Origin of the sequence: Caballeronia sordidicola, assembly GCF_002220365.1 — a bacterium.
GTDB classification, from domain to species: Bacteria; Pseudomonadota; Gammaproteobacteria; order Burkholderiales; family Burkholderiaceae; genus Caballeronia; species Caballeronia sordidicola_C.
Genome location: NZ_MTHB01000256.1, coordinates 20148 through 40845 on the forward strand (window position 1 = coordinate 20148; position 20698 = coordinate 40845).

The 20698-nt window shown below is 60.1% G+C and carries 17 protein-coding genes and 1 pseudogene; 10 read left to right on the forward strand and 8 right to left on the reverse strand.

The annotated features are described in order from the left end of the window. Nucleotides 1-76: 76 nt before the first annotated feature. The 4 genes from BSU04_RS36025 to BSU04_RS36040 form a co-directional block, all read right to left on the reverse strand. Nucleotides 77-1276 carry a cytochrome P450 gene (locus BSU04_RS36025; protein WP_089165007.1) on the reverse strand — a complete coding sequence of 400 codons (1200 nt, stop codon included), beginning with the start codon at nt 1274-1276 and terminating at the stop codon, nt 77-79. A 593-nt stretch (nt 1277-1869) separates the two neighbouring features. Beyond that, nucleotides 1870-3015, reverse strand: coding sequence for a substrate-binding domain-containing protein (locus BSU04_RS36030; RefSeq protein ID WP_089165008.1), 1146 nt, complete (start codon nt 3013-3015; stop codon nt 1870-1872). A 106-nt stretch (nt 3016-3121) separates the two neighbouring features. Beyond that, a complete protein-coding gene (locus BSU04_RS36035; protein WP_089165009.1) occupies nt 3122-4123 on the reverse strand; it encodes an ABC transporter permease in 1002 nt (333 codons plus the stop codon). Continuing rightward, nucleotides 4120-5739 (reverse strand): sugar ABC transporter ATP-binding protein, encoded by a 1620-nt coding sequence (locus BSU04_RS36040; protein WP_089165010.1) that lies wholly within the window; start codon nt 5737-5739, stop codon nt 4120-4122. Before BSU04_RS36040 ends, BSU04_RS36035 begins: the two co-directional genes overlap by 4 nt. A 313-nt stretch (nt 5740-6052) precedes the next feature. Here BSU04_RS36040 and BSU04_RS36045 point away from each other — a divergent pair, with 313 nt between their 5' ends. Together BSU04_RS36045 and BSU04_RS36050 are read left to right on the forward strand one after the other, a co-directional pair. After that, nucleotides 6053-6901, forward strand: coding sequence for an AraC family transcriptional regulator (locus BSU04_RS36045; RefSeq protein WP_089165011.1), 849 nt, complete (start codon nt 6053-6055; stop codon nt 6899-6901). 64 nt (nt 6902-6965) lie between these two features. Then, nucleotides 6966-7766 (forward strand): methyltransferase domain-containing protein, encoded by an 801-nt coding sequence (locus tag BSU04_RS36050; RefSeq protein ID WP_089165012.1) that lies wholly within the window; start codon nt 6966-6968, stop codon nt 7764-7766. A gap of 118 nt (nt 7767-7884) precedes the next feature. Here the strand turns inward: BSU04_RS36050 and BSU04_RS36055 are convergent, their stop codons facing one another. The 4 genes from BSU04_RS36055 to BSU04_RS36070 all read right to left on the reverse strand — a co-directional run bounded on the left by BSU04_RS36055 (nt 7885) and on the right by BSU04_RS36070 (nt 11167). Further along, the gene (locus tag BSU04_RS36055; protein ID WP_089165013.1) at nt 7885-8262 is read right to left on the reverse strand and encodes a copper resistance CopC family protein; all 378 of its coding nucleotides are present in this window, start codon (nt 8260-8262) and stop codon (nt 7885-7887) included. After that, nucleotides 8259-9182: a hypothetical protein gene (locus tag BSU04_RS36060; RefSeq protein WP_089165014.1), complete on the reverse strand. Its 924-nt coding sequence runs from the start codon at nt 9180-9182 to the stop codon at nt 8259-8261. Before BSU04_RS36060 ends, BSU04_RS36055 begins: the two co-directional genes overlap by 4 nt. Before the next feature lie 117 nt (nt 9183-9299). Continuing rightward, complete coding sequence (locus BSU04_RS36065) at nt 9300-9680, reverse strand: DUF2946 domain-containing protein (protein ID WP_089165015.1); 381 nt, start codon at nt 9678-9680, stop codon at nt 9300-9302. Between the two features lie 167 nt (nt 9681-9847). Continuing rightward, nucleotides 9848-11167, reverse strand: a complete 1320-nt coding sequence (locus tag BSU04_RS36070) for an Nramp family divalent metal transporter (protein ID WP_089165016.1) — start codon at nt 11165-11167, stop codon at nt 9848-9850. A gap of 278 nt (nt 11168-11445) precedes the next feature. Here BSU04_RS36070 and BSU04_RS49005 point away from each other — a divergent pair, with 278 nt between their 5' ends. The 8 genes and pseudogenes from BSU04_RS49005 to kdpE all read left to right on the forward strand — a co-directional run bounded on the left by BSU04_RS49005 (nt 11446) and on the right by kdpE (nt 20632). Beyond that, complete coding sequence (locus BSU04_RS49005) at nt 11446-11616, forward strand: YncE family protein (RefSeq protein ID WP_373452908.1); 171 nt, start codon at nt 11446-11448, stop codon at nt 11614-11616. Then, nucleotides 11603-11791: pseudogene (locus BSU04_RS49010) on the forward strand (YncE family protein); the annotation flags it as partial. The gene BSU04_RS49005 and the pseudogene BSU04_RS49010, both read left to right, overlap by 14 nt. Before the next feature lie 600 nt (nt 11792-12391). After that, nucleotides 12392-12487, forward strand: coding sequence for a potassium-transporting ATPase subunit F (locus BSU04_RS36085; RefSeq protein WP_035566418.1), 96 nt, complete (start codon nt 12392-12394; stop codon nt 12485-12487). Beyond that, nucleotides 12484-14292: a potassium-transporting ATPase subunit KdpA gene (gene kdpA, locus BSU04_RS36090; protein WP_089165017.1), complete on the forward strand. Its 1809-nt coding sequence runs from the start codon at nt 12484-12486 to the stop codon at nt 14290-14292. The genes BSU04_RS36085 and kdpA overlap by 4 nt, the downstream gene beginning before the upstream one ends. A gap of 120 nt (nt 14293-14412) precedes the next feature. Further along, nucleotides 14413-16473: a potassium-transporting ATPase subunit KdpB gene (gene kdpB, locus BSU04_RS36095; RefSeq protein ID WP_089165193.1), complete on the forward strand. Its 2061-nt coding sequence runs from the start codon at nt 14413-14415 to the stop codon at nt 16471-16473. A gap of 90 nt (nt 16474-16563) precedes the next feature. After that, nucleotides 16564-17145 carry a potassium-transporting ATPase subunit KdpC gene (gene kdpC / locus BSU04_RS36100; RefSeq protein WP_089165018.1) on the forward strand — a complete coding sequence of 194 codons (582 nt, stop codon included), beginning with the start codon at nt 16564-16566 and terminating at the stop codon, nt 17143-17145. Then, nucleotides 17145-19937, forward strand: coding sequence for a sensor histidine kinase (locus BSU04_RS36105; RefSeq protein ID WP_089165019.1), 2793 nt, complete (start codon nt 17145-17147; stop codon nt 19935-19937). The genes kdpC and BSU04_RS36105 overlap by 1 nt, the downstream gene beginning before the upstream one ends. Then, on the forward strand, nt 19934-20632 hold the full coding sequence (gene kdpE, locus BSU04_RS36110) for a two-component system response regulator KdpE (RefSeq protein ID WP_089165020.1): 699 nt from the start codon (nt 19934-19936) through the stop codon (nt 20630-20632). Before BSU04_RS36105 ends, kdpE begins: the two co-directional genes overlap by 4 nt. The last annotated feature ends 66 nt before the right edge of the window (nt 20633-20698 follow it).

The following is a 20698-nucleotide window of genomic DNA, read 5'->3' on the forward strand; positions in this document are numbered from 1 at the left end:
GTCCGATTTTTTTTGACCTATCGGGTAGCAATTCGGCAATGCACGGAAATGGCGCATGTCAGGAATCGGGCGGCGGCTAACCCCGCGCCTTCAACGATTCCACCCCGCGCAGGGTATTGCGTTGCCGCCACTGCAGCGAATCGAGATTCGTGATGCGCAAATTTGGCAGCCGCGAGAGCAGGGTGCCCAGCCCCGTTTCGAGTTCCAGCGTTGCGAGCCGCGCGCCCAGGCAGTGATGAATGCCGGCGCCGAATGAAAGCAGCCGGCCCTGGAGCTGGCGCCCGATGTCCAGCTCATCCGGCTTCTCGAACTGGTCTGGATCGCGATTCGCGGCGCCGATCATCATGAACACCATCGTGCCGCGCGCGATCGAGTGGCCCGCCGCCTCCAGGTCTTCAAACGCCGTACGCACGATCATTTGCACCGAACTGTCGAATCGCAGGCACTCGCCGACAGCCTTGGACAGGAGCGACGCGTCGCCCTTGAGCCGCGCAAGTTGCTCAGGCTGGCGATGCAACGCAATCAGCGCATTACCCAGCATGTTCGACGTCGTTTCATGCCCCGCCACGAACAGCAGCAGCACGTTAGAGATGATCTCGGCTTCGGTAAGCGATTCGCCGGCTTCCTCCGCACGAATCAGCGCGGATACGAGGTCGTTGCCGGGTTTCGTGCGCCGTTCCTCGACCACGCTTTTGAAATAGCGTTCCAATGTTTGCGTTGCTTCGTTCGCGGCGGCAAGGTGCGCGGCGTCCATGGGCGCGGCTTCCAGCGCGTTGCCGAAGTGGCTTGCCGCCGAGCCGAGTTTTGCCCCATCTTCGACAGGCACATCGAGCAACCGGCAGATAACGTTCACCGGCAACGGCAATGCGTAGTCGCTGACCAGGTCGAACTGCGCGTCTGGCTCGAACGCATCGATCAGGCTGTCCGCCGTGCTCTGTGCGGTGTCGCGAAGCAGATCGATCTGACGGGCATTGAAAGCCGCCATCAGCAGACTGCGCAGGCGCGTATGCGTTGGCGGGTTGATCATGAGGAACATGCGGCTGAGCGCCTGGAACACCGGCTGCTCGGGTCCGCTTTCTCCGTAGCGCGCGACCACGCTTTGCATATAGGTCTTCCCCATGCGCCGATCGCGCAGCAGCGCGTCCACCACTGCGTAATGGCCGGTGATCACAACGTTGGGCGCCAGTGGAATCAGTGCGCCTTGAGAGCGAAGCTGTTCGTAAAAGGGGTAGGCATTTTCATAGAAGGCAGGAGATGAAAGGTCGCTGAATTTCATTAGATGCGTGGGTGAGTGGTGATACTGCGGACCGAGGCAAGGCAGGGGCCTTACGCACTGAGAACACATGCGTGGGCCGGTTTATTCCATCGAGTTCTTCCCGGCCGCGAGAGCGGTTGAGAAACGGGAATGCGCATAGATAGAATGTTGAACTTAAGGAGTAGGGTAACGCTGCCAAAATTGCGCGTTGGTGACCGGTGTGATTGCTTTCGTGGCCGCAGCCAGCCGCAGTACCCAGCGCTAAACAATAGCTCTTGACAGGATGGATGATGGGCGCACAGATTCGAGAAATGGTACTGGCCGACTATGACGCTGTTGTTGCACTGTGGAAAAGTGCGCCGGGTGTCGATATTCGTCCGGTGACCGACAGCCGCGACAGGATTGAACGGTTGCTTGCGTGCGCTTCAGGTCTTGGGTGCTCGGTGCGATCGTGCACGTGGTGGATGAGCGTGAGCGCTCAGGAGTGCCTCTCTCGAACGCAACGCCGATCACATCATGTGATGGCATCCGGGACAGATTGCCAGTTCGCAACGGGTAGCTGGCGAAGCGAGCAGCAGTTAAGCACGCTCCGCCCGCATCACTCGACCGTCACATCAGCCGCAAGCTGGTTTCGCCTTCGTGCAAGCGTCTGCGAGCTGAGCCGGAGGATCTTTCTTGAAGACGATCTTGTACGCTTCGAGCACGTTCGACTGAACCACCGGCAGCGACTGCACGCCGATCCAAGCCGGCGGCGTCTGTCCAATGAGCGCCTTCATCATGGCCATGGCCTCGGCTACACCCTGATCATAGGGGCGCTGCGAACCCGTTGCCTTCAGCGGTCCGCCCTTGGCGATCTCGATCGCGGATTCGAGGCCAAGATCGACTGTCGTGACCGGGATGTTTACGCCCTGAGCCCGCATCGATGTCAGCGTGTCCAACGCCGGTTGATCCCAGACAGCGAACAGTCCCTTGACGTCCGGATTGCCCGTCAAGAAGTCTCCCGCGATCTGCCCGACTTTGGACGGGTCGGTGAAGTCGACCTGCTTGATCTTGAGGTCAGGCCGGTTCTTTTTCATCCAGTCATTGACTGCTTTGGTGCGCTCCTTCGTGCTGAAGTAATCCACGCCGAAATTGACCAGGCCGATGGTGGCACCTTTGGCTACGCAAGATGCAAGCACCTTGGCCGCGATCTGGCCGTTGCCTTCGCTGTCTGCCGAGATCATCGACGCGTATTGTTCCGGATGCTTCAGGCCGGTCGGCACGTTGTCCATGAACACCAGCTTGATACCGGCCTGGGACACCTTCTTGTACGTTGCCGCGGTCGCGGTCCCATCGACCGGAATGGAGATGATGCCGTCCGGATGCCGCTGAATGGTGTTCTCGATATCCGCAATCTGCTTGTCGACCTGATACTCGGCCGACGCCGTTCCGATGACCTCCACCCCATATTTCTTCAGCGTGTCGGTTATGCCCTGGACCTGCAGTTGCGACCAGTCGAGATTCATGGTCTGCATCGAAATGCCGACCTTGAACTTGCCGGCTTTGACCTTGGCCGCGTCAGCGGCGCTCAGTTGCACCGTGTCCACCGACGCCGCTTTTTCGCCATTCGGTCCCTGCCCGACAATCGTTTTCGGTCCTATCGATGCAACCGGTAATCCGGTCACGCACTGCGCGCCGGCGTCGAAAGAAGACAGGGCCGCAACGCCTGCCGCTGCCATCATGCCGGCTAAAACCATTCTTGAGCCACGACGATGTTTCATGATTCTCCTCCGTTGGTTTTGATGTACTGCGTCCCCTGCCTACTTGCCGAAACCTGGCCGTCCTTAACCATTGTTTCCTGCATCGCGAGTGATCGGCATCCCCCCGTCACTTCTTTGTAAAGGCGACCGCCGCGACGATGATCGCCCCCTTGATGACAAGCTGGAGCGAAGAACTCACGCCCAGCAGAACAAGACCGTTATTGAGTGTGCCGATAATGAGGCTGCCCAGCAGCGTGCCGAGGACGAACCCCCTGCCACCGAACAGGCTGCAACCGCCCAACGTCACGGAGGCGATTACATCGAGCTCAAGCCCCTGAACGACATCGGGCCGGGCTGCGTGAGAGCGCGCGGACAGAACGAGCGCAGCGAGACCGGCAAGCATGCCGGTGAGCACGAACGCGAGCGTCGTCACGCGCTTGATGTTGATGCCCGAGTAAAGCGCTGCGGTTGGATTGCCGCCGGCTGCATAGATCTGCCGGCCAAAGACGCTGTAGTGAAGCAGCAAGATGCCGGCGATCACGGCCAGCACGGTCCAGATGATCGGGACCGGCACGCCGAAGATGTCGCCTTCGCCGAAGATCGAAACAAAGGAGTCGTTGGTGATGATGACCGGCCGGGTTGTGGTGACCAGCAGGGCCAGCCCGCGCGCCGCGCTCAGGGTCCCCAGCGTGACCAGGAACGAGGGAATATTCAGCCGGGTGACAACGAACCCGTTGATCGCGCCCACGATCGCGCCGGTCCCAATGCCCGCTATAGCCCCGATGATCCAGTTGTCGCCAACGTGCGCCATGGCGAGTGCGGCGGACATGCCGGACAACGCCAGTGCAGACCCCACTGACAAGTCGATCTGCCGGGCAATAATCACGAACGTCATGCCGATCGCGATGATGGAAACAAGCGCTGTCTGGCGGCCGATGTTCAGGAAGTTGTCGATGGAGAGGAACCACGGCGACGCAAAACTGAACACCACCAGCAGGATGGCGAATGCGAAATACAGCGCGTAGGGCCGGTCGCCCTGCAGCAGGAGTCTTACCAACTGCCACTTGCGGCCTCGCCGCTGTTGAGCTGCCTGCCCGTCAGTCGCGGGCGTTGAGACAGAGTCGTTCATGTTGCGTGCGCCCCGAAGGAAGTCCCCTTGGGGGACTCGGTGGTGGAACGGGAAAGCTGAATCAGGTGATGCAGCGCTTCGGCGTTGCCGAGATGAGCGCGATCCAGGGTATTGACGATGCGGCCATCGACGACAATCGAGATCCGGTCGCACAGGCGCAGAAGCTCATCGAGATCCGACGACACGACAAGCACACCTGTACCGGCCCGGGCAGCGTCCTGAACCACGCCGTATATTTCCTCGCGCGCGCCAACGTCGACGCCGACCGTGGGTTCATCGAGTAAAAGAAGCTTGGGCCGCGGGTGATCCCACTTGGCAAAAACTACTTTCTGCTGATTGCCGCCTGACAGGAACTTGACGTAGGTGGACGATCCCGGTGCTTTGACCGCGAGCTTTTTCATCGAGTTTTGCGCCTGCTGCACGGCAGCTTGGCTGCGCAGCCAACCCCAACGGGAAAATTGAGGCAGCCGCGGCAAGGTCAGATTTCGTTCGATAGAGTGATCGAGGACCAGGCCTTGCACATGGCGATCCTCCGGCACGAGCGCGACACCGAGTTTGATGGCTTGGGCCGGTGTTATCCGTGACAGCGCCTGGTCATCGATCACGATGCTGCCGGTATCAACTACCCTGAGTCCGAAGATGGTTTCCAGGATCTCGGTACGGCCGCTGCCAATCAATCCCGCGAGTCCATGGATCTCACCCTTGCAGACGGTGAGGTCCACATCGCGCAACCGGTCGTTGCCCACTTTGGACAACGCAAGAATGGGCTGGGCGGCTACGGCGACGTTCTCCTTGCCCACGGCAGGCACATTGCTCGCGGACCCCACAGCGGTCCTTTCCCGCGCATGCAAGGCCGCATGGCCGGGGCCAATAATGGCCGCCACCAGTTGTTTCATGTCGGTTTGCGCCGTTGGGAACATCCCGACGTTCAACCCGTCACGGAACACCGTGACACGCTGGGAAATACGAAATACTTCGTTCAACCGGTGCGTCACATAGATGACCCCCACACCGCGACTGGTCACCGTGCGAATGGCGTCGAAGAGAATCTGTTCCTCGCCACCGGTCAGCGCCGAGGTGGGCTCGTCGAGGATCAGTATGCGCACGTCTCCCATCAACGCCTTGCAGATCTCCGTCATCTGGCGATAGGCGAAGGGGAGGGAACCCACAGGCGTTCGCGCATCGAGCGGGATGCCGTGGGCCCGGAGAAAGTCGTTGACCATGGCCGTGAGCTGGCGTTTCTTGACGAAGCCCAGGCGCGTGCGCGGCTCTCGTCCCAGCATCAGGTTTGCCCCGACCGACAAGGACTCGACCAGGCTCAGGTCCTGATAGACGACGGCAACACCGGCGGCGCGCGATTGCGCCGGGGAGTCGAACGCGACTCTCTCGCCCGCGATCTCGATGGACCCTTCATCGTAAGCATGAACACCGCTCAGGATCTTGATCAGCGTTGACTTCCCGGCACCGTTTTCGCCCAGCAACGCATGGACTTCTCCGGGAAGCACTTCGAGGTTGACCCCGCGAAGCGCTTGCACGCCGCCAAACCGCTTGGTGACGCCCGCAACACGGATCAACGGAACCTGAGGCGATGATGCGGCCGCAACCGGCTCACTCATCTCGCTTGTCTCCTTCGTCTGCATGACGAAATTCTTTTATGGTTTCTTTTATGGTTTTGCGAATTTTTGCTATTGATCGCAAAACCATGTTGTGATCTTCTCATCAGCCAAATGGCGAGTCAATAACATTTGCGGCCGCCAGGATGTTATGAATGGCATTGAAATGTGATGATCGTATCTTTCGATGTAACTATTATTTCGTTTCTGGTAAACCCGGCTTGAATTCGCCTCGCTGCTGGTAGCGGGCGGTTCGCCATGTTGTCTCTTTGACTCGCCGTTCAATTGCCGCTCAACTTGCGATAGTCTTCGAGACATGAAGATCACTCCAGATCACACCTGTCGGGTTTTCGGCTCGCCCTGGGCAGATGTCTATTGCACGGATATCAACAGCGCTCGCCACTACGGCAAACACTGGCACGCAACCTACGGTCTCGGGCTACTGGAGAGCGGTGCGCAAAGCTCCGCTAGCGGTCAAGGACAGGTCGAGGCCCACGCAGGCGACCTGATCACGACCAACCCCGGTGAAGTGCATGACGGCCGCCCGATTGGCGGCGCATCGCGTCGCTGGCGCATGGTGTATCTGGAGCCCGCGGTCATCGCTTCCATGTTGGGCGATCCTCAGTCTCGCGCTGGCGCGGACGTGGCGCTCACGCGTCCTGTCATAGAGGACGCGCGACTCCGTGCGGCGCTGCGAGAACTGTTTCGGCGCGTGGAGAATGGCGGCGCCGGGCAGCCGCCGACCGACACCCATGTTCTCGCGTGTGAAGAATCCCTGGTCCAGACCTGCGCGCTCTTGTTGAACTTCCATTCGACAACTCCGCCTGCCCGGGAAATCGAGGTTGACCTGAGACGGGTTCGCGAGCGGCTGGGCGATGACCTGCTTAATCCGCCAACGCTCGCTGAACTAGCCGCCACGTCCGGCCTGAGTAAATACCAGGTGCTGCGCCGCTTCGAAAAAACGTATGGCATACCGCCCCATGCGTGGCTGCTGCAACAGCGCACCGAGCGGGCGCGTGGTTTGATTCGCAACGGACTTAGCCTGGCGCAAGCGGCTGCCGCTTGTGGCTTCGCGGATCAAAGCCACATGAACCGGCTTTTTATCCGTCATTTTGGATTCACGCCTGGTGCGTGGCAGAAAGTTACCTTGCGCGCACTGCAATAACGTTCAAGACGAGGGCCAGAGTATTCGTGACACTGGGCCACCTACTTGAAGGAGGTCTGGATTCATGGAAGCGTATGTACACGGTTATCAGTGGAACGAGAACGAACGCCTGCAAAACCAGGCGCGAACGCTCACTGACCTGCTGCACTCCGATACGGTTTATCCTGCGGGGCAGACCGTGCTGGAGGCCGGATGCGGCGTTGGTGCGCAGACGGTTACGCTAGCCGCGCGCAGCCCGGCCGCTCGATTTACTTCTATCGACATCAGTTCTCAGTCTATCGACGCAGCGCAACAAAAAATCCGCGCGGCCGGATTGACGAACGTCACGTTCCAGCAAGCCGATATCTTTTCGCTGCCGTTCGAACCTGAGTCTTTCGACCACGTTTTTGTCTGCTTCGTGCTGGAGCATCTCGGACAGCCGATGGAAGCGCTCATGCGGCTTAAGCGTTTGCTCAAGCCGGGCGGCACTATCACGGTCATTGAAGGGGATCACGGTTCGACCTATTTCTATCCGGACAGCCCTGCGGCCCGGGCCGCCATCCAGTGCCAAATCTCGTTGCAACAGCAAGCGGGCGGCAACGCGCTTATCGGCAGGCAGTTATATCCGCTGATGAACGCCGCAGGTTTCAACCAGGTTCACGTGTCGCCGCGCGTGGTGTACGCGGACTCGAGCCGGCCCGATCTGGTGGACGGATTCACACGGAAGACCTTCACCGCAATGATCGAGGGCGTGCGTACATCGGCAATATCGGCCGGCCTGATCAAGCCTGAAGATTTCGATGACGGTGTCCGGGATCTGCATCGGACCACTCAAGACGATGGCGTGTTTTGCTACACGTTCTTTAAGGGCGTGGGGCATAACTGAGATCGGTTGAGCGCTATCCAAGGCTGCTGCCTCGCCTGGTGCACATGATTGCAGCACGGCCCGTTCGGCCGTCGCGAGTCACGCATTCGCGTGACTCGCGACGGCGGTCGGTCCTTAGCTACTTGACCGTGAAACTGTAATGCCCCTGGGTGCGATGCCCGTCGTCGGCGACGGCAACCCAGGCGACCGAATAGACACCGGGCGTCAACGCATTCAGCGCAACCGACATATGTTTCTTGTCCGCCGGATCGACGACTGACTTTGCGCTGGTGACAGGCTTGCCCTGCGCATCGGTCACGGCGATCGAACTGAAGGCGGGTTCGAGTCCGTCGTCGAACTCGACCGCCACTTCCTTTTGCGAAGTCGACACGGTGGCTCCAGCGCCCGGCTCCTGATGCTGTGGATAGGCGTGCGCTTGAGCGAGTTGTGCACTCGCGAGAGCGGCTGCAGCAACTAACGTACGCACGGTGGCGGAGTTCAAAAGAGCGATTTTCATGGATTGAAGAGTGGCTTGCCGACAGAGTTAGGGAAGATATCGTCGAAATACAGATGTGCCTGCAGCAGGATCCCGACGTGGTTGCCCGTCGCGCGATTGACCGGGATCTGCGCTTCGATACCTAGCTGACCATAGCGGTTGAGCCAGATGAAACCGGGATTGATGGTTCCTGTCGTATGGCCGGAACACGGACCCGCCGTGCAGGTGTTCATCGGGAATTCGACCACCGGAATCAGGTTGGCGAGCGGCTGCGGCAAGCCGAGGTCTTTCACCTGCTGCTGCAGATACGGAATGCTGTACTGCAGCGTCGTGCCCCAGTCGAGCGAGTTCGGTGATGATCGCGATGTCGTCAGGTTAGGTCCGATTTCACCCGTGATTGCGAATGGTTTCAGGATGCCGAGACTCGAGGGAAGGTCGCCGAAGCCCTTGCCGAAATAGACTGTTGGCGTGATGGTGGAAGACGAATCGCCAATCGCGCGAGCGCCTGTGCCGCCCAGTTCGGTGTTCACGCCGACCGATGCCATGAACTCATGGCGAGCGTTGGAATAGGCCAGATATTTGAGGCCAAGCGTTATGTTGTCGAAGCCCTTTGCGGAACCGCCGTTGGGCGCGTTCTGCGTGACGTAGGCGCTGGCAATGCTGAACGCCAGATTCGACGTAATCAGCTTGTCCCATTCGAACGAGGCGGTGTTGACGTTCATGTTGTCACCGTCGTCCGTCGGGCTCTTGATGTGGCCGTACTGGAAGTCGAACTCATCGCCAACGCCAGGGTCGTCCACGGCCATCGTGGCGGGGAAGACCCGATCGCCGACCACCGCATGTGCCCAGGTGCCGGGTGAACCTGCAAGGCAGGCGGCACCGGCCGCCCACATAAGCGCGGCGCGTGCAGGCGCCGCGTGCCGCTTGAGAAGCGTACGCATTGTGATTCCTTTGTCATGATCGTTGTGAGCGCGCTATCGAACGCTGTCGTGTCTGGCACGCGACGGCATCGCGCAGCTGTGAGCCGCGCGAATGATAGGCACGAAATGAGTCAGTGATCAGGAAACGACAGGAGGCGCGCGAGGTTGGGCGGCAATGAAAAGCGGCACCGCGCGAACGGCCGCGCGTACCACGGGAAGCGGAGCACTGGTCACCGACACGGCGGCGGCAAAGGCCACCGTGGAACCGGTCAGGATGGGGAAGTGCGCGAGCAGGCCGCAGTAAGCGCAAGCCTGCCAATGCAGTGCGCCGGGGTGTGAGGAGGGGTCTGCATTCCCCGGTTCACTAAAGGCCGGGTCCGCTGAACAATACGTGCTCAGTGCTTGCCCTAGCCGGTCGTGCGCGGCTAGCGCATGCGATATTGTCGGCGCGATCGAAGTCATCAGGATTGCTAGCAATCCCAGGATACTTCCGATCTTCTTTAGGCGGCGGCGAAACATGCTGTGATCAGCACCGGACAGTCGATGATATGGCGCCGATTATGCCACGCGTTAATCAATTCAAAACGCAATAATTATCACGCGGCCTAAAGGTGCCTGAAGAGACGTTTGAGGTCGTACTGCAGGTACATGTTCAGGAGTATTGCCTCACGCGGGGCGTTAGGCGCTCAGGCGCTTGGCAGGCCAGGAATGTCCACGCCGAATGTTTGCAGCAAGAGGATTACGTTGAGGGACAACACCGCGAAGGCCGCCACAATGGCCACGAATTTGACTAGTGTCCGGTTCTTGTACGAGCCCATGACATCGGTCCGGCACGTGAACCAAACGAGTGCCGCCATGGGAAAAGGCAGCGCGAGACTGAGCACGACCTGACTCATGACCAGCGCCTGCGTAGCATTCACGCCCAGCCAGACCACGACGAAACTCGGCACCATCGTAATCGCGCGACGCAGCCATAGCGGGATGCGAAAGCCGACAAACCCCTGCATGATCATTTGACCGGCCATGGTTCCCACGACTGAACTGGAAATGCCCGACGCGATCAGCGACAGCAGGAAAATGCCCGCAGCGGCAATACCCAGTAGCGGTGCGAGCGTGTGATAGGCGGTCTCGATCTCGGCCACTTCCGGATGACCCGAGTGAAACGCGCCGGACGCCATGATGACCATGGCCATGTTGATCATGCCCGCAATCGTCAGCGCAATGATCACTTCCAGGTTTGAGAACGTGAGCAGCCTTTTGCGTTCGCCTTCAGTCTTGGGGGGATGGCGGCCCTGGGTGAGTCCCGAATGAAGGAAGAGCGCGTGCGGCATGACCGTCGCGCCGACAATACCCACCGCTATGGTCACCGCTTGCGCATCGGGTAAGTCCGGCTTGAACAGATGCAGTCCGACCTGGCCCCAGGCTACCGGCGCAATGAAGAGCTCCGCGAGGTAAGACAAGCCGATGATGCCGACCAGCGCGCCAATGATCAACTCCAGCGGCCGGTATCCCGCTTTCTCGAAGAACAACAAGCCATACGTCACGATTGCCGTGACGATCATGCCGATCAGCAGCGGCATGTGAAAAAGCAAACTCAGGCCGATTGCGCCGCCCAGGAACTCGGCCAGGTCGGTGGCCATGGCCGCGACTTCGCTGACGGCCCACATCACATAAACGAGCGGTTTGGGTAAATGATCCCTGCATAACTCCGCGAGATTGCGTCCGGTGACAATTCCCAGTTTTGCGGAAAGTGACTGGAATAACATGGCAATGACGTTTGCCAGCAGCACAACCCACAATAATCCGTACCCGTATCGCGCGCCGGCCTGGATATTGGTCGCGAAATTACCCGGGTCCATATAAGCCACGGAGACCACCACCGCCGGTCCGGCAAAGGGCAGGAGCACCGACCAGCCCGTGCGGCGGCCTTCCAGCACATCGCGCATGGCGAGTGTCGTACTGTCGCTCATCGATCGGCTAGTTTCAGCGCGGACACGGTCATCCATTGCTTGACTCAATACGTTAAAGATAATGGGTTGCTCTGCGCGAACCGGATTAAGGTCGTCATTGCGGCATCACATGCAGTGCATTTAATTGCTTAGCCCGACAGCAAATTAGCGCGTTAAGCAATCAGAGCACAGTTTTAGCCTTTTTGGGCATTCTCGTTGTTATTCCTTTCAATGTGCTTAGCACTGCAATCAGAAACCTTTCGATAACGGCGGTTGTTACCTTGCTTTTCCATCATTTCGCTTTAGCAGAGCCGCCGGCCACTTCCAAAGTCATCGTGCTCGACTCCGGTGAGGCGCAGTTCAGCTTGATCGACGAAGCGAACCGAAAGGTCGTTGGGACCGAGCCGACAGGCAAGGAACCCCATCACTTGATGGTGACGCCGGATGGCAATTCGCTCATGGTCGCCGACTCGGTATCGAATGATCTGATCTTTGGGCCCCGATGACATGGAATTGTCCGCCGATCGCAAGACGCTTTGGGTGACCTTCCGTTTTGCGCGCGACGTTGGCGTGATCGATCTCAACAGCCGCAAGCTGATCGACACCATCGCACCCGGACGTTCGCCGCATGAGCTTTATTTTGCGGATCGTGCCCCCGTGTACGCACCGAATCCGGATTGACCATGCGCGGTGTTTTAATCCGGCCTGGTTGAACCACCGAAACGGCGCAAAGCCCGGTTATCCTGAATGGGCCAGAAGGCTGGCAACGGGCTTGCCAGCCTTCACAATAATAATTTATTCGCCACTTGCTGCAGCATCGACAAGCCTCGACAAATGCGTCCTGGCGTCGTGAATATTGACGGTTTGCATATTTGCTTCCAATGGGCTAACGCCCTGTTCATCCACGCACCATCGGCGCGTACGCCAGCGCGCCCGTCTTATTCCTGTGTTGAGTCTTCATCGGTAGTGCCGTGCCCGCCAAGGCGCTACATCGGACCGGGCACCCGGCTCGGCTTCACGCGCAGATAAATCCGCAAGCCCTTCAAACGCCCCCACGCCCCGCCTGACTCCCCAGCGTCTTTACACTTTCTTTATATCCCCGGCAGTTCTCTTTTCCGGTCGTTTACGCGCGATCAACTAACCTTCAGCACGTCCAAATCCGCTACGGGAGATCAAAACAATGGACCTGCTATATATCGCCGGCATCATCGCCTTCTGGGCAGTGTGCGCGGCCCTGACCATCGGTTGCGACAAATTGCGTCGCGCCCCGGGAGGTCGTCCATGACCACCTGGATGCTGTTGCTGGCAGGTGCTTCGACTCTGCTCTTGTTCGTGTACCTCGTGTACGCACTATTGCGTGCGGAGGATCTGGAATGAACGCCAATACCGTATTTCAAACGGGCCTTTATATCGTCGTGCTGATCGCGCTTGCGATTCCGCTCGGTCGATACATGACCTCCGTCCTCGATGGCTCGTCTGTCGTTGTTCGACGCATCGGCCGTCCAGTCGAAGCGCTGCTTTACAAGCTTGCCGGCGTAGACGAAAAGTCGGAAATGTCGTGGAAGCACTACGCATTCGCCGTGCTTGCGTTCAACGCACTCGGCGTGCTCGTCGTGTACGGATTCATGCGCTTGCAACAGTGGTTGCCGTCCAACCCGCAGGCCTTCGGTGCCATGACCCCGGACGCCGCGTTCAACACGGCGGTCAGCTTCGTGACCAACACGAACTGGCAAGACTACACGCCTGAGTCGACCGCGAGCTATCTCTCGCAGATGGTCGGCCTGACCGTGCAGAACTTCTTCTCGGCCGCGACCGGCATTGCCGTTGTCGTCGCGCTGATTCGCGGCTTCGCACGTCATACGGCAACGACAATCGGCAACTTCTGGGTCGACCTGACGCGTATCACGCTGTACATCCTCGCGCCGCTGGCGACGGTGATCGCGCTGGTGTTCGTGAGCCAGGGCGCGATCCAGAACTTCGAGTCGTACCAGGACGTCGCCACGCTTCAAGTGACGACTTACCAGACGCCGAAGACAGATGCGCAGGGCAATCCGGTCAAGGATGCCAAGGGCAATCCGGTGATGGTGGACAACAAGGCCGACAAGCAGACGATCGCCATGGGCCCGGTTGCCTCGCAAGAAGCGATCAAGATGCTCGGCACGAATGGCGGCGGGTTCTTTAACGCCAACTCCGCGCATCCGTACGAAAACCCGACGCCGTTCTCCAACTTCGTCCAGATGATCGCCATGCTCGTCATTCCGGCGGCGCTGTGCGTGGTGTTCGGACGCATGGTGGGCGACAGGCGGCAGGGCTACGCCATCCTCGCTGCGATGACCATCGCGTTCACCATCGCATGCTGGGGTGAAATCTCATTCGAGCAGGCCGGCAATCCGCTGTTCACGTCACTGCATGTGGATCAAAGCGCATCAGCGATGCAGTCAGGCGGCAACACCGAAGGCAAGGAAACACGCTTTGGTATTGCGCAGTCGGGCATCTTCACGGTCGCCACCACGGCGGCTTCCTGCGGTGCTGTGAACAACGCGCATGACTCGCTGACGCCGATGGGCGGCTTCGTACCCCTGTTGTTGATCCAGCTTGGTGAAGTGATCTTCGGCGGCGTGGGGTCGGGCTTATACGGAATGCTGGTCTTCGCCATGCTCGCGGTATTCGTCGCCGGCCTGATGATTGGCCGAACGCCTGAATACATCGGCAAGAAGATTGAGTCGTACGAGATGAAGATGGTGGCGATCGTCGTGTTGCTGACGCCGTTCCTGGTGCTGCTTGGTGCGTCGATTGGCGTGCTGACGGCAGCGGGGCAAGCGGGTATATCGAACCCCGGGCCGCACGGATTCTCCGAGATTCTCTACGCCTATAGCTCCGCCGCCAACAATAATGGCAGCGCCTTCGCGGGCCTCACGGTAAGCACGCCGTTCTACAACATCTCGACCGGCATTGCCATGTGGTTCGGCCGCTTCGGTTCGATCATCCCGGTGCTGGCCATTGCCGGTGCGCTTGCCGCTAAAAAGCGTATTGCCACTACGGCCGGCAGCTTGCCGACCCACGGTCCGCTGTTCGTCGTGTTGCTGCTCGGCACAGTCGTGCTGGTTGGTGCACTGACGTATGTACCCGCGCTTGCGCTGGGTCCCGTGGTCGAGCATCTGATGATGCTCTCGGGCAAATAAGCGGTCACTGATACAGAGGAAAGTATGAACACAATTGTCAAACCGCCAGTGAAAACGCCGAACAAGGCACCGGAGAAGGCGCCGGAGTCGAGTGGCAATTCACGCTCGGCAGCCCGTTCGATGTTCGACCCCGCCATCGTCATGCCGGCGATTGTGGACTCGTTCAGGAAACTGGGCCCGCGTACGCAGTTGCGTAACCCGGTGATGTTCTGCGTCTACATCGGCAGTATCCTGACCTCGGTGTTATGGGTCGCGGCCCTCTCGGGCCAGGCTGAAGCGCCGGCAGGATTTATTCTCGCAGTCTCGCTGTGGCTGTGGTTCACGGTGCTGTTCGCCAACTTCGCCGAAGCATTGGCCGAGGGTCGCTCGAAAGCGCAGGCGGCGTCGCTGCGCAGCGCCAAGCGCGACGTGATGGCGAAGAAGCTCGAGTCGGCGAATCCGAAGTCGTCGTTGCGCATTACAACGGCAACGGAGCTGCGCAAGGGCGATATCGTGCTGGTCGAAACGGGTGACGTCATCCCGGCGGACGGCGAGGTAATCGACGGCGTGGCCTCAGTCGACGAGTCCGCGATCACGGGCGAATCCGCTCCGGTGATCCGCGAATCGGGTGGCGACTTTACCGCGGTCACAGGGGGTACCCGTGTACTGTCGGACTGGATCGTGGTGCGCGTGACGGTCAATCCCGGCGAGGCGTTCCTCGACCGCATGATTGCGATGGTGGAAGGCGCCAAGCGTCAAAAAACGCCTAACGAAATCGCGTTGACCATCTTGCTCGTCGCACTGAGCCTGGTGCTGCTGTTCGCGACTGCCACGCTGCTGCCGTTCTCTATGTTCTCGGTCGGCGCAGTGAAGGCCGGTCACGTGGTGACGATCACCGCGCTGGCCGCCTTGCTGGTCTGCCTGATTCCGACCACCATCGGCGGACTGTTGTCTGCCATCGGTGTGGCCGGTATGAGCCGGATGATGCAGGCGAACGTGATCGCGACTTCCGGCCGTGCAGTGGAAGCAGCGGGTGACGTCGACGTGCTGTTGCTCGACAAGACCGGCACGATCACGCTGGGCAACCGTCAGGCATCCAGCTTCGTACCCGCTCCAGGTCTCTCGGAGCAGGATCTGGCCGACGCTGCCCAGCTGTCGTCGTTGGCTGACGAAACGCCTGAAGGGCGCAGTATCGTCGTGCTCGCCAAGCAGCGCTTCAACATTCGCCAACGCGAGATGGCAACCCTCCATGCGACCTTCCTGGGCTTCACGGCACAGACGCGCATGAGCGGCGTCGACCTGCCCGATCGTGAGATCCGCAAGGGCGCAGCCGACGCGGTCAAGACGTATGTCGAGCGTCATGGCGGCCGTTATCCGCAGGAAGTATCGAATGCGGTCGATGAAATCGCGCGTCGCGGCAGCACGCCGCTGGTCGTCGCCGACCGGCGCGAAGAAGAAGGTGCGCGTGTCCTCGGTGTGATCGAGCTGAAGGACATCGTCAAGGGCGGCATCAAGGAGCGCTTTGCCGAGCTCCGCAAGATGGGTATCAAGACCGTGATGGTGACGGGTGATAACCGTCTGACTGCTGCGGCGATTGCGGCCGAAGCGGGTGTTGACGACTTCCTCGCGGAAGCTACGCCCGAAGCGAAGCTGGCGACCATCCGTGGTTACCAGGCAGAAGGGCGGCTGGTTGCGATGACGGGCGACGGCACCAACGACGCACCGGCGCTGGCGCAGGCCGACGTGGCCGTGGCAATGAACACCGGCACGCAGGCGGCGAAGGAAGCCGGCAACATGGTCGATCTCGATTCGAATCCGACCAAGCTGATCGAGATTGTCGAGATCGGCAAGCAGATGCTGATGACGCGCGGCTCGCTGACGACGTTTTCTATCGCCAATGACGTGGCCAAGTACTTCGCCATTATCCCGGCCGCGTTTGCATCGACGTACCCGCAATTGCGTGTGCTCGACATCATGCATTTGACGTCGCCTTCGTCCGCCATCTTGTCCGCCGTGATCTTCAACGCGCTGATCATCGTGTTCCTGATCCCGCTGGCACTGAAGGGCGTGAAGTACCGGCCGCTCGGTGCCGCGGCATTGCTGCGCCGCAATTTGCTGGTGTATGGCCTCGGCGGGATCTTGCTGCCGTTCCCGTTCATCAAGATCATCGACATGATTCTGACGGCGTGTGGCTGGGCCTGACCGACCAAGCAGCGTGAGCCGGGTTTGCCTGAGGCATACCCGGCGGCTGCCACCTTCGGTCTTATAACAATCTAACTGGATTGAATCATCATGAAAAATATCCTTCGTCCTGTGCTCGTGTTGTTCGCGGCATTGACCGTGGTGACCGGGCTGGTGTATCCGATCGTGGTTACTGCAGTCTCGCATGCCGCCTTTCCGACCGAGGCAAATGGTAGCCTGATCGAGAAGAACGGCAAGCTGGTCGGCTCGGAACTGCTGGGTCAGCAATTCGATGCACCTGGCTATTTCTGGGGCCGCCTCTCGGCAACCTCGCCGAACCCCTATAACCCGCAGGGTTCGAGTGCTTCGAACCTTGGCCCGACGAACCCGGCGCTCGCCGATGAAGTGAAAGGACGCATCAGCGCGTTGCACGATGCGGACCCAACGAATACGGCGCCGGTACCGGTTGACCTCGTCACGTCCTCAGGCAGTGGCCTCGATCCCGAGATCAGCCCGGCCGCTGCCGCCTATCAGATCGACCGCGTCGCCAAGGCCCGCAAGCTGTCGCACAACGACGTCGATGCACTGGTTCAACGCGCAACGAGCGGCCGTCAGTTCGGCATTCTTGGCGAGGCCCGCGTGAACGTGCTGAAGCTGAACCTGGCGCTTGACGAACTGAAGCCCGCAAGCTGATGGACCGCCCCGATCCCGACGAGCTGCTCGACAAGATCCAGCGTGACGAAGAGAAAAAGCAGCGCGGCAGGCTGAAGATTTTCTTCGGTGCTTCGGCTGGTGTGGGGAAGACCTATGCCATGTTGCAAGCTGGGCACCGTCGCCGTGAGGAAGGGGTCGACACGGTCGTCGGGATTGTCGAGACACACGGCCGCAAGGAGACGCTTGCGCTCGTGGAGGGGCTGGATGCCGTACCGCTGACGCTGTACGAATATCGCGACCGGAAGCTGCCCGAATTCGATCTCGACGCCGCGCTTGCACGCAAGCCGCAACTGATTCTTGTCGACGAACTCGCGCATTCGAACGTGCAGGGTGCCCGTCACCTTAAGCGGTGGCAGGACGTGTATGAGTTGCTCGACGCCGGTATCGACGTGTACACCACCGTCAACGTCCAGCACCTTGAGAGCCTGAACGATATCGTTGGGCAGATCACGGGTATCCGGGTATGGGAAACCGTGCCGGATCGCGTGTTCGATCTCGCCGATGAAGTCACGCTCGTGGACCTGCCAGCCGAGGAATTGCTCGACCGGTTGAGGGACGGAAAAGTCTATATGCCGCAGCAAGCGGCAAACGCGGTCAAGAATTTCTTCCGCAAGGGCAACCTGATTGCATTGCGCGAACTGGCGCTGCGTCGAACGGCCGACCGCGTGGACGCGCAGATGCGCGAGTATCGCGCCGATCAGTCCATTAGCCGGATCTGGCAGGCCCGTGAGCGACTCATCGCGTGCATCGGGCCGGGGCCAGAAAGCGCCACGCTGGTTCGCTCGGCCGCGCGTCTCGCTGCGAGCCTCAAGGCGGACTGGCTCGCGGTTTATGTTGAAACACCCAAGCTGCAGCGCCTGCCTGACGTATGGCGCAAACGCACGCTGGATGCGCTCAAGCTGGCGTCCGAGCTGGGCGCCGAGACGGTAACCCTTGACGGCGCCGACGCGGCCGCCACGCTGGTTGCCTACGCGCGCATGCGCAATGTGTCCAAGATCGTGGCGGGAGCGTCGGACGCGCCCGGCTGGCGCCGCCTGCTTGATCGACCCGTTGCCGAGGCGTTGGTGCACCACGCACACGATATTGACGTGACGCTGGTGAGCGTGAAAGCAGCAAAGGAAGGCCGCGAGCGCGATGCCAGCACCCCGGTATTCGCCGCTGTGCGCAACGAAGCCCGTTCCTCGCCCAACGCCTATTTTTTTGCGGCTGCTATTGGCGTCGCGATCACGGCGTTGGCGAGCCTGCTGTCGCGCCATATCGACCTCACGAACCTCGTGATGTTGTACCTGCTGGGCGTGGTCTTTGCAGCGGTCCGACTTGGACGGGGTCCCGGCGTTCTTCTGTCATTCCTGAGCGTGGCGGCGTTTGATTTCTTCTTTGTTCCGCCACAACTTTCCTTTTCTGTTTCAGATACGCAGTACCTGCTCACCTTCTTCGTGATGTTGCTGACTTCGCTCACGATCAGCCACCTGACTTCGAACCTTCGGCGCCAGGCTCGCGTAGCCTCGTTACGCGAGCGGCGCACGGGCGCCATGTACGCGATGACGCGCGAACTGGGCGGCGCGTTGATGACCGAACAGATCATCGAAATCGGGACGCGCCACGTAGGCGAAATCTTCCAGGCGAAGGTCGCCATTCTTCTGCCCGACAGCGCTGAAAAAATCCGTCAGAAGGTCGACGATCCCAATCCCCAATTCACGCTCGATGCCGCCGATCTCGACCTCGATATCGGGCAATGGGTATACGACCAACAAAAACCTGCGGGACGCGGCACGGACACGCTGCCGGCCAGCAATGCGCTTTACCTGCCGCTCAAGGCGCCGATGCGTACACGCGGTGTAATGGCGCTTATCACCGGTCATGCAGCCGAGCTTGCGGTCCCTGAACAGCAACGCATGATCGACACCTTCGCCTCCCAGATCGCGCTCGCGCTCGAACGTGTCCACTACGTCGAGATCGCGCAGGATGCGTTGGTCAACATGGAGTCGGAGCGCATGCGCAACTCGCTGCTGTCGGCCATCTCGCATGACCTGCGCACGCCGCTGACCTCGATCGTCGGATTCGCTTCGGTGCTGGAAGAGCAGCAGCGCGTTTCCAACGTTTCGGCCGACAGCGCACGTGAACTGGTTCACGCAATCCACGAAGAAGCACTGCGCATGAGCGGGCTGGTGACCAATCTGCTCGACATGGCGCGGCTCCAGGCGGGCAGCATCCGGCTGAACCGGCAGTGGTTGATGTTGGAAGAGGTGGTCGGCGCGGCGCTTGCCGTATGCCGCCGCACCCTCGCCGGGCACGCGGTGCAGGTTCGCGTTCCAGCTGACCTTCCGCTGATACAACTGGACGCGGTCCTGATGGAACGGCTGCTCGCCAACCTGTTTGAGAATGCGGCCAAATACACGCCGCGTGATTCATCGCTGTCTATCCACGCAGCGGCCGAACAGCACTCGGGCGAGCGCTACGTGAGGGTTTGCGTCGACGATAACGGCCCGGGCCTGCCGCCCGGCATACAACAAACGCTCTTCGATAAATTTACCCGCGGGGAGAAGGAGTCCGCGAAGCCTGGGATCGGTCTGGGCCTGGCAATCTGCCGGGCGATCGTGGAGGCGCATGGTGGAAAGATCGGCGCTGAGAACAGGGTGGATGGTGAAGGGAAGATGCTGGGCGCAAGGTTCTGGTTCACGTTGCCGGCCGATCAGGCGCCGCCCTTCGAGGCGCTTCCTGAGGAAGAGGGCGACGGGCCGGACGCTGCCGTGCATACGGATACTCCATGAGCGAGCCTACGTTGACCATTGTCGTCATAGAAGACGACAAGCAGATTCGCCGTTTCGTAAGAAGCACGCTTGAAGCGCAGGGTATGACCGTGTTCGAAGCTGAAACGGGACAGCAGGGTTTGCGCGAAGCCGCTTTTCGGCTGCCGGATCTCATTGTCATTGACCTTGGCTTGCCGGATACCGACGGTATCGATGTGATTCGTGAACTACGTACCTGGACCGAACAGCCATTGATCGTGCTTTCGGCACGCACTCACGAAGATGCCAAGGTTGCAGCGCTGGATGCGGGAGCGGACGACTATCTGACGAAGCCATTCGGCGTGTCGGAGTTACTCGCGCGAATCCGTGCGCAGCTAAGACGGCGTAACCGCGGCGGGCAGCAGGAGACACCGCAGGTTCGGTTTGGGCCGGTATCGGTGGATCTATCTGAAAGGCGTGTCACGCGTGACGGTGAACTGATTCATCTCACGCCAATCGAATACAGGCTGTTGACTACGCTGGTACGCCACGCCGGGCGAGTCATCACGCATCAGCAACTGCTGCGCGAAGTCTGGGGACCCGCTTATGTGGAGAACCAGCATTATCTGCGTGTCTATATGGGACACCTTCGCCACAAGCTGGAGCTCGATCCGGCGCAGCCGGTTCATATAGTCACGGAGACCGGGGTCGGCTATCGGCTTGTGGGTGCGCAGTAGCCCTTGGCTTAAGCGTTGTTTGACGGCGTTCCCATGCGCGTCTGATGGCGCGCTAGCGCCGTTCAC

Excerpts from the sequence above, each read along its gene's own strand:
- BSU04_RS36025 (WP_089165007.1), bottom strand. The coding sequence starts at position 1,276 with ATGAAATTCAGCGACCTTTCATCTCCTGCCTTCTATGAAAATGCCTAC.
- BSU04_RS36030 (WP_089165008.1), bottom strand. The coding sequence starts at position 3,015 with ATGAAACATCGTCGTGGCTCAAGAATGGTTTTAGCCGGCATGATGGCA.
- BSU04_RS36035 (WP_089165009.1), bottom strand. The coding sequence starts at position 4,123 with ATGAACGACTCTGTCTCAACGCCCGCGACTGACGGGCAGGCAGCTCAA.
- BSU04_RS36040 (WP_089165010.1), bottom strand. The coding sequence starts at position 5,739 with ATGAGTGAGCCGGTTGCGGCCGCATCATCGCCTCAGGTTCCGTTGATC.
- BSU04_RS36045 (WP_089165011.1), top strand. The coding sequence starts at position 6,053 with ATGAAGATCACTCCAGATCACACCTGTCGGGTTTTCGGCTCGCCCTGG.
- BSU04_RS36050 (WP_089165012.1), top strand. The coding sequence starts at position 6,966 with ATGGAAGCGTATGTACACGGTTATCAGTGGAACGAGAACGAACGCCTG.
- BSU04_RS36055 (WP_089165013.1), bottom strand. The coding sequence starts at position 8,262 with ATGAAAATCGCTCTTTTGAACTCCGCCACCGTGCGTACGTTAGTTGCT.
- BSU04_RS36060 (WP_089165014.1), bottom strand. The coding sequence starts at position 9,182 with ATGCGTACGCTTCTCAAGCGGCACGCGGCGCCTGCACGCGCCGCGCTT.
- BSU04_RS36065 (WP_089165015.1), bottom strand. The coding sequence starts at position 9,680 with ATGTTTCGCCGCCGCCTAAAGAAGATCGGAAGTATCCTGGGATTGCTA.
- BSU04_RS36070 (WP_089165016.1), bottom strand. The coding sequence starts at position 11,167 with ATGGATGACCGTGTCCGCGCTGAAACTAGCCGATCGATGAGCGACAGT.
- BSU04_RS36085 (WP_035566418.1), top strand. The coding sequence starts at position 12,392 with ATGACCACCTGGATGCTGTTGCTGGCAGGTGCTTCGACTCTGCTCTTG.
- kdpA (WP_089165017.1), top strand. The coding sequence starts at position 12,484 with ATGAACGCCAATACCGTATTTCAAACGGGCCTTTATATCGTCGTGCTG.
- kdpB (WP_089165193.1), top strand. The coding sequence starts at position 14,413 with ATGTTCGACCCCGCCATCGTCATGCCGGCGATTGTGGACTCGTTCAGG.
- kdpC (WP_089165018.1), top strand. The coding sequence starts at position 16,564 with ATGAAAAATATCCTTCGTCCTGTGCTCGTGTTGTTCGCGGCATTGACC.
- BSU04_RS36105 (WP_089165019.1), top strand. The coding sequence starts at position 17,145 with ATGGACCGCCCCGATCCCGACGAGCTGCTCGACAAGATCCAGCGTGAC.
- kdpE (WP_089165020.1), top strand. The coding sequence starts at position 19,934 with ATGAGCGAGCCTACGTTGACCATTGTCGTCATAGAAGACGACAAGCAG.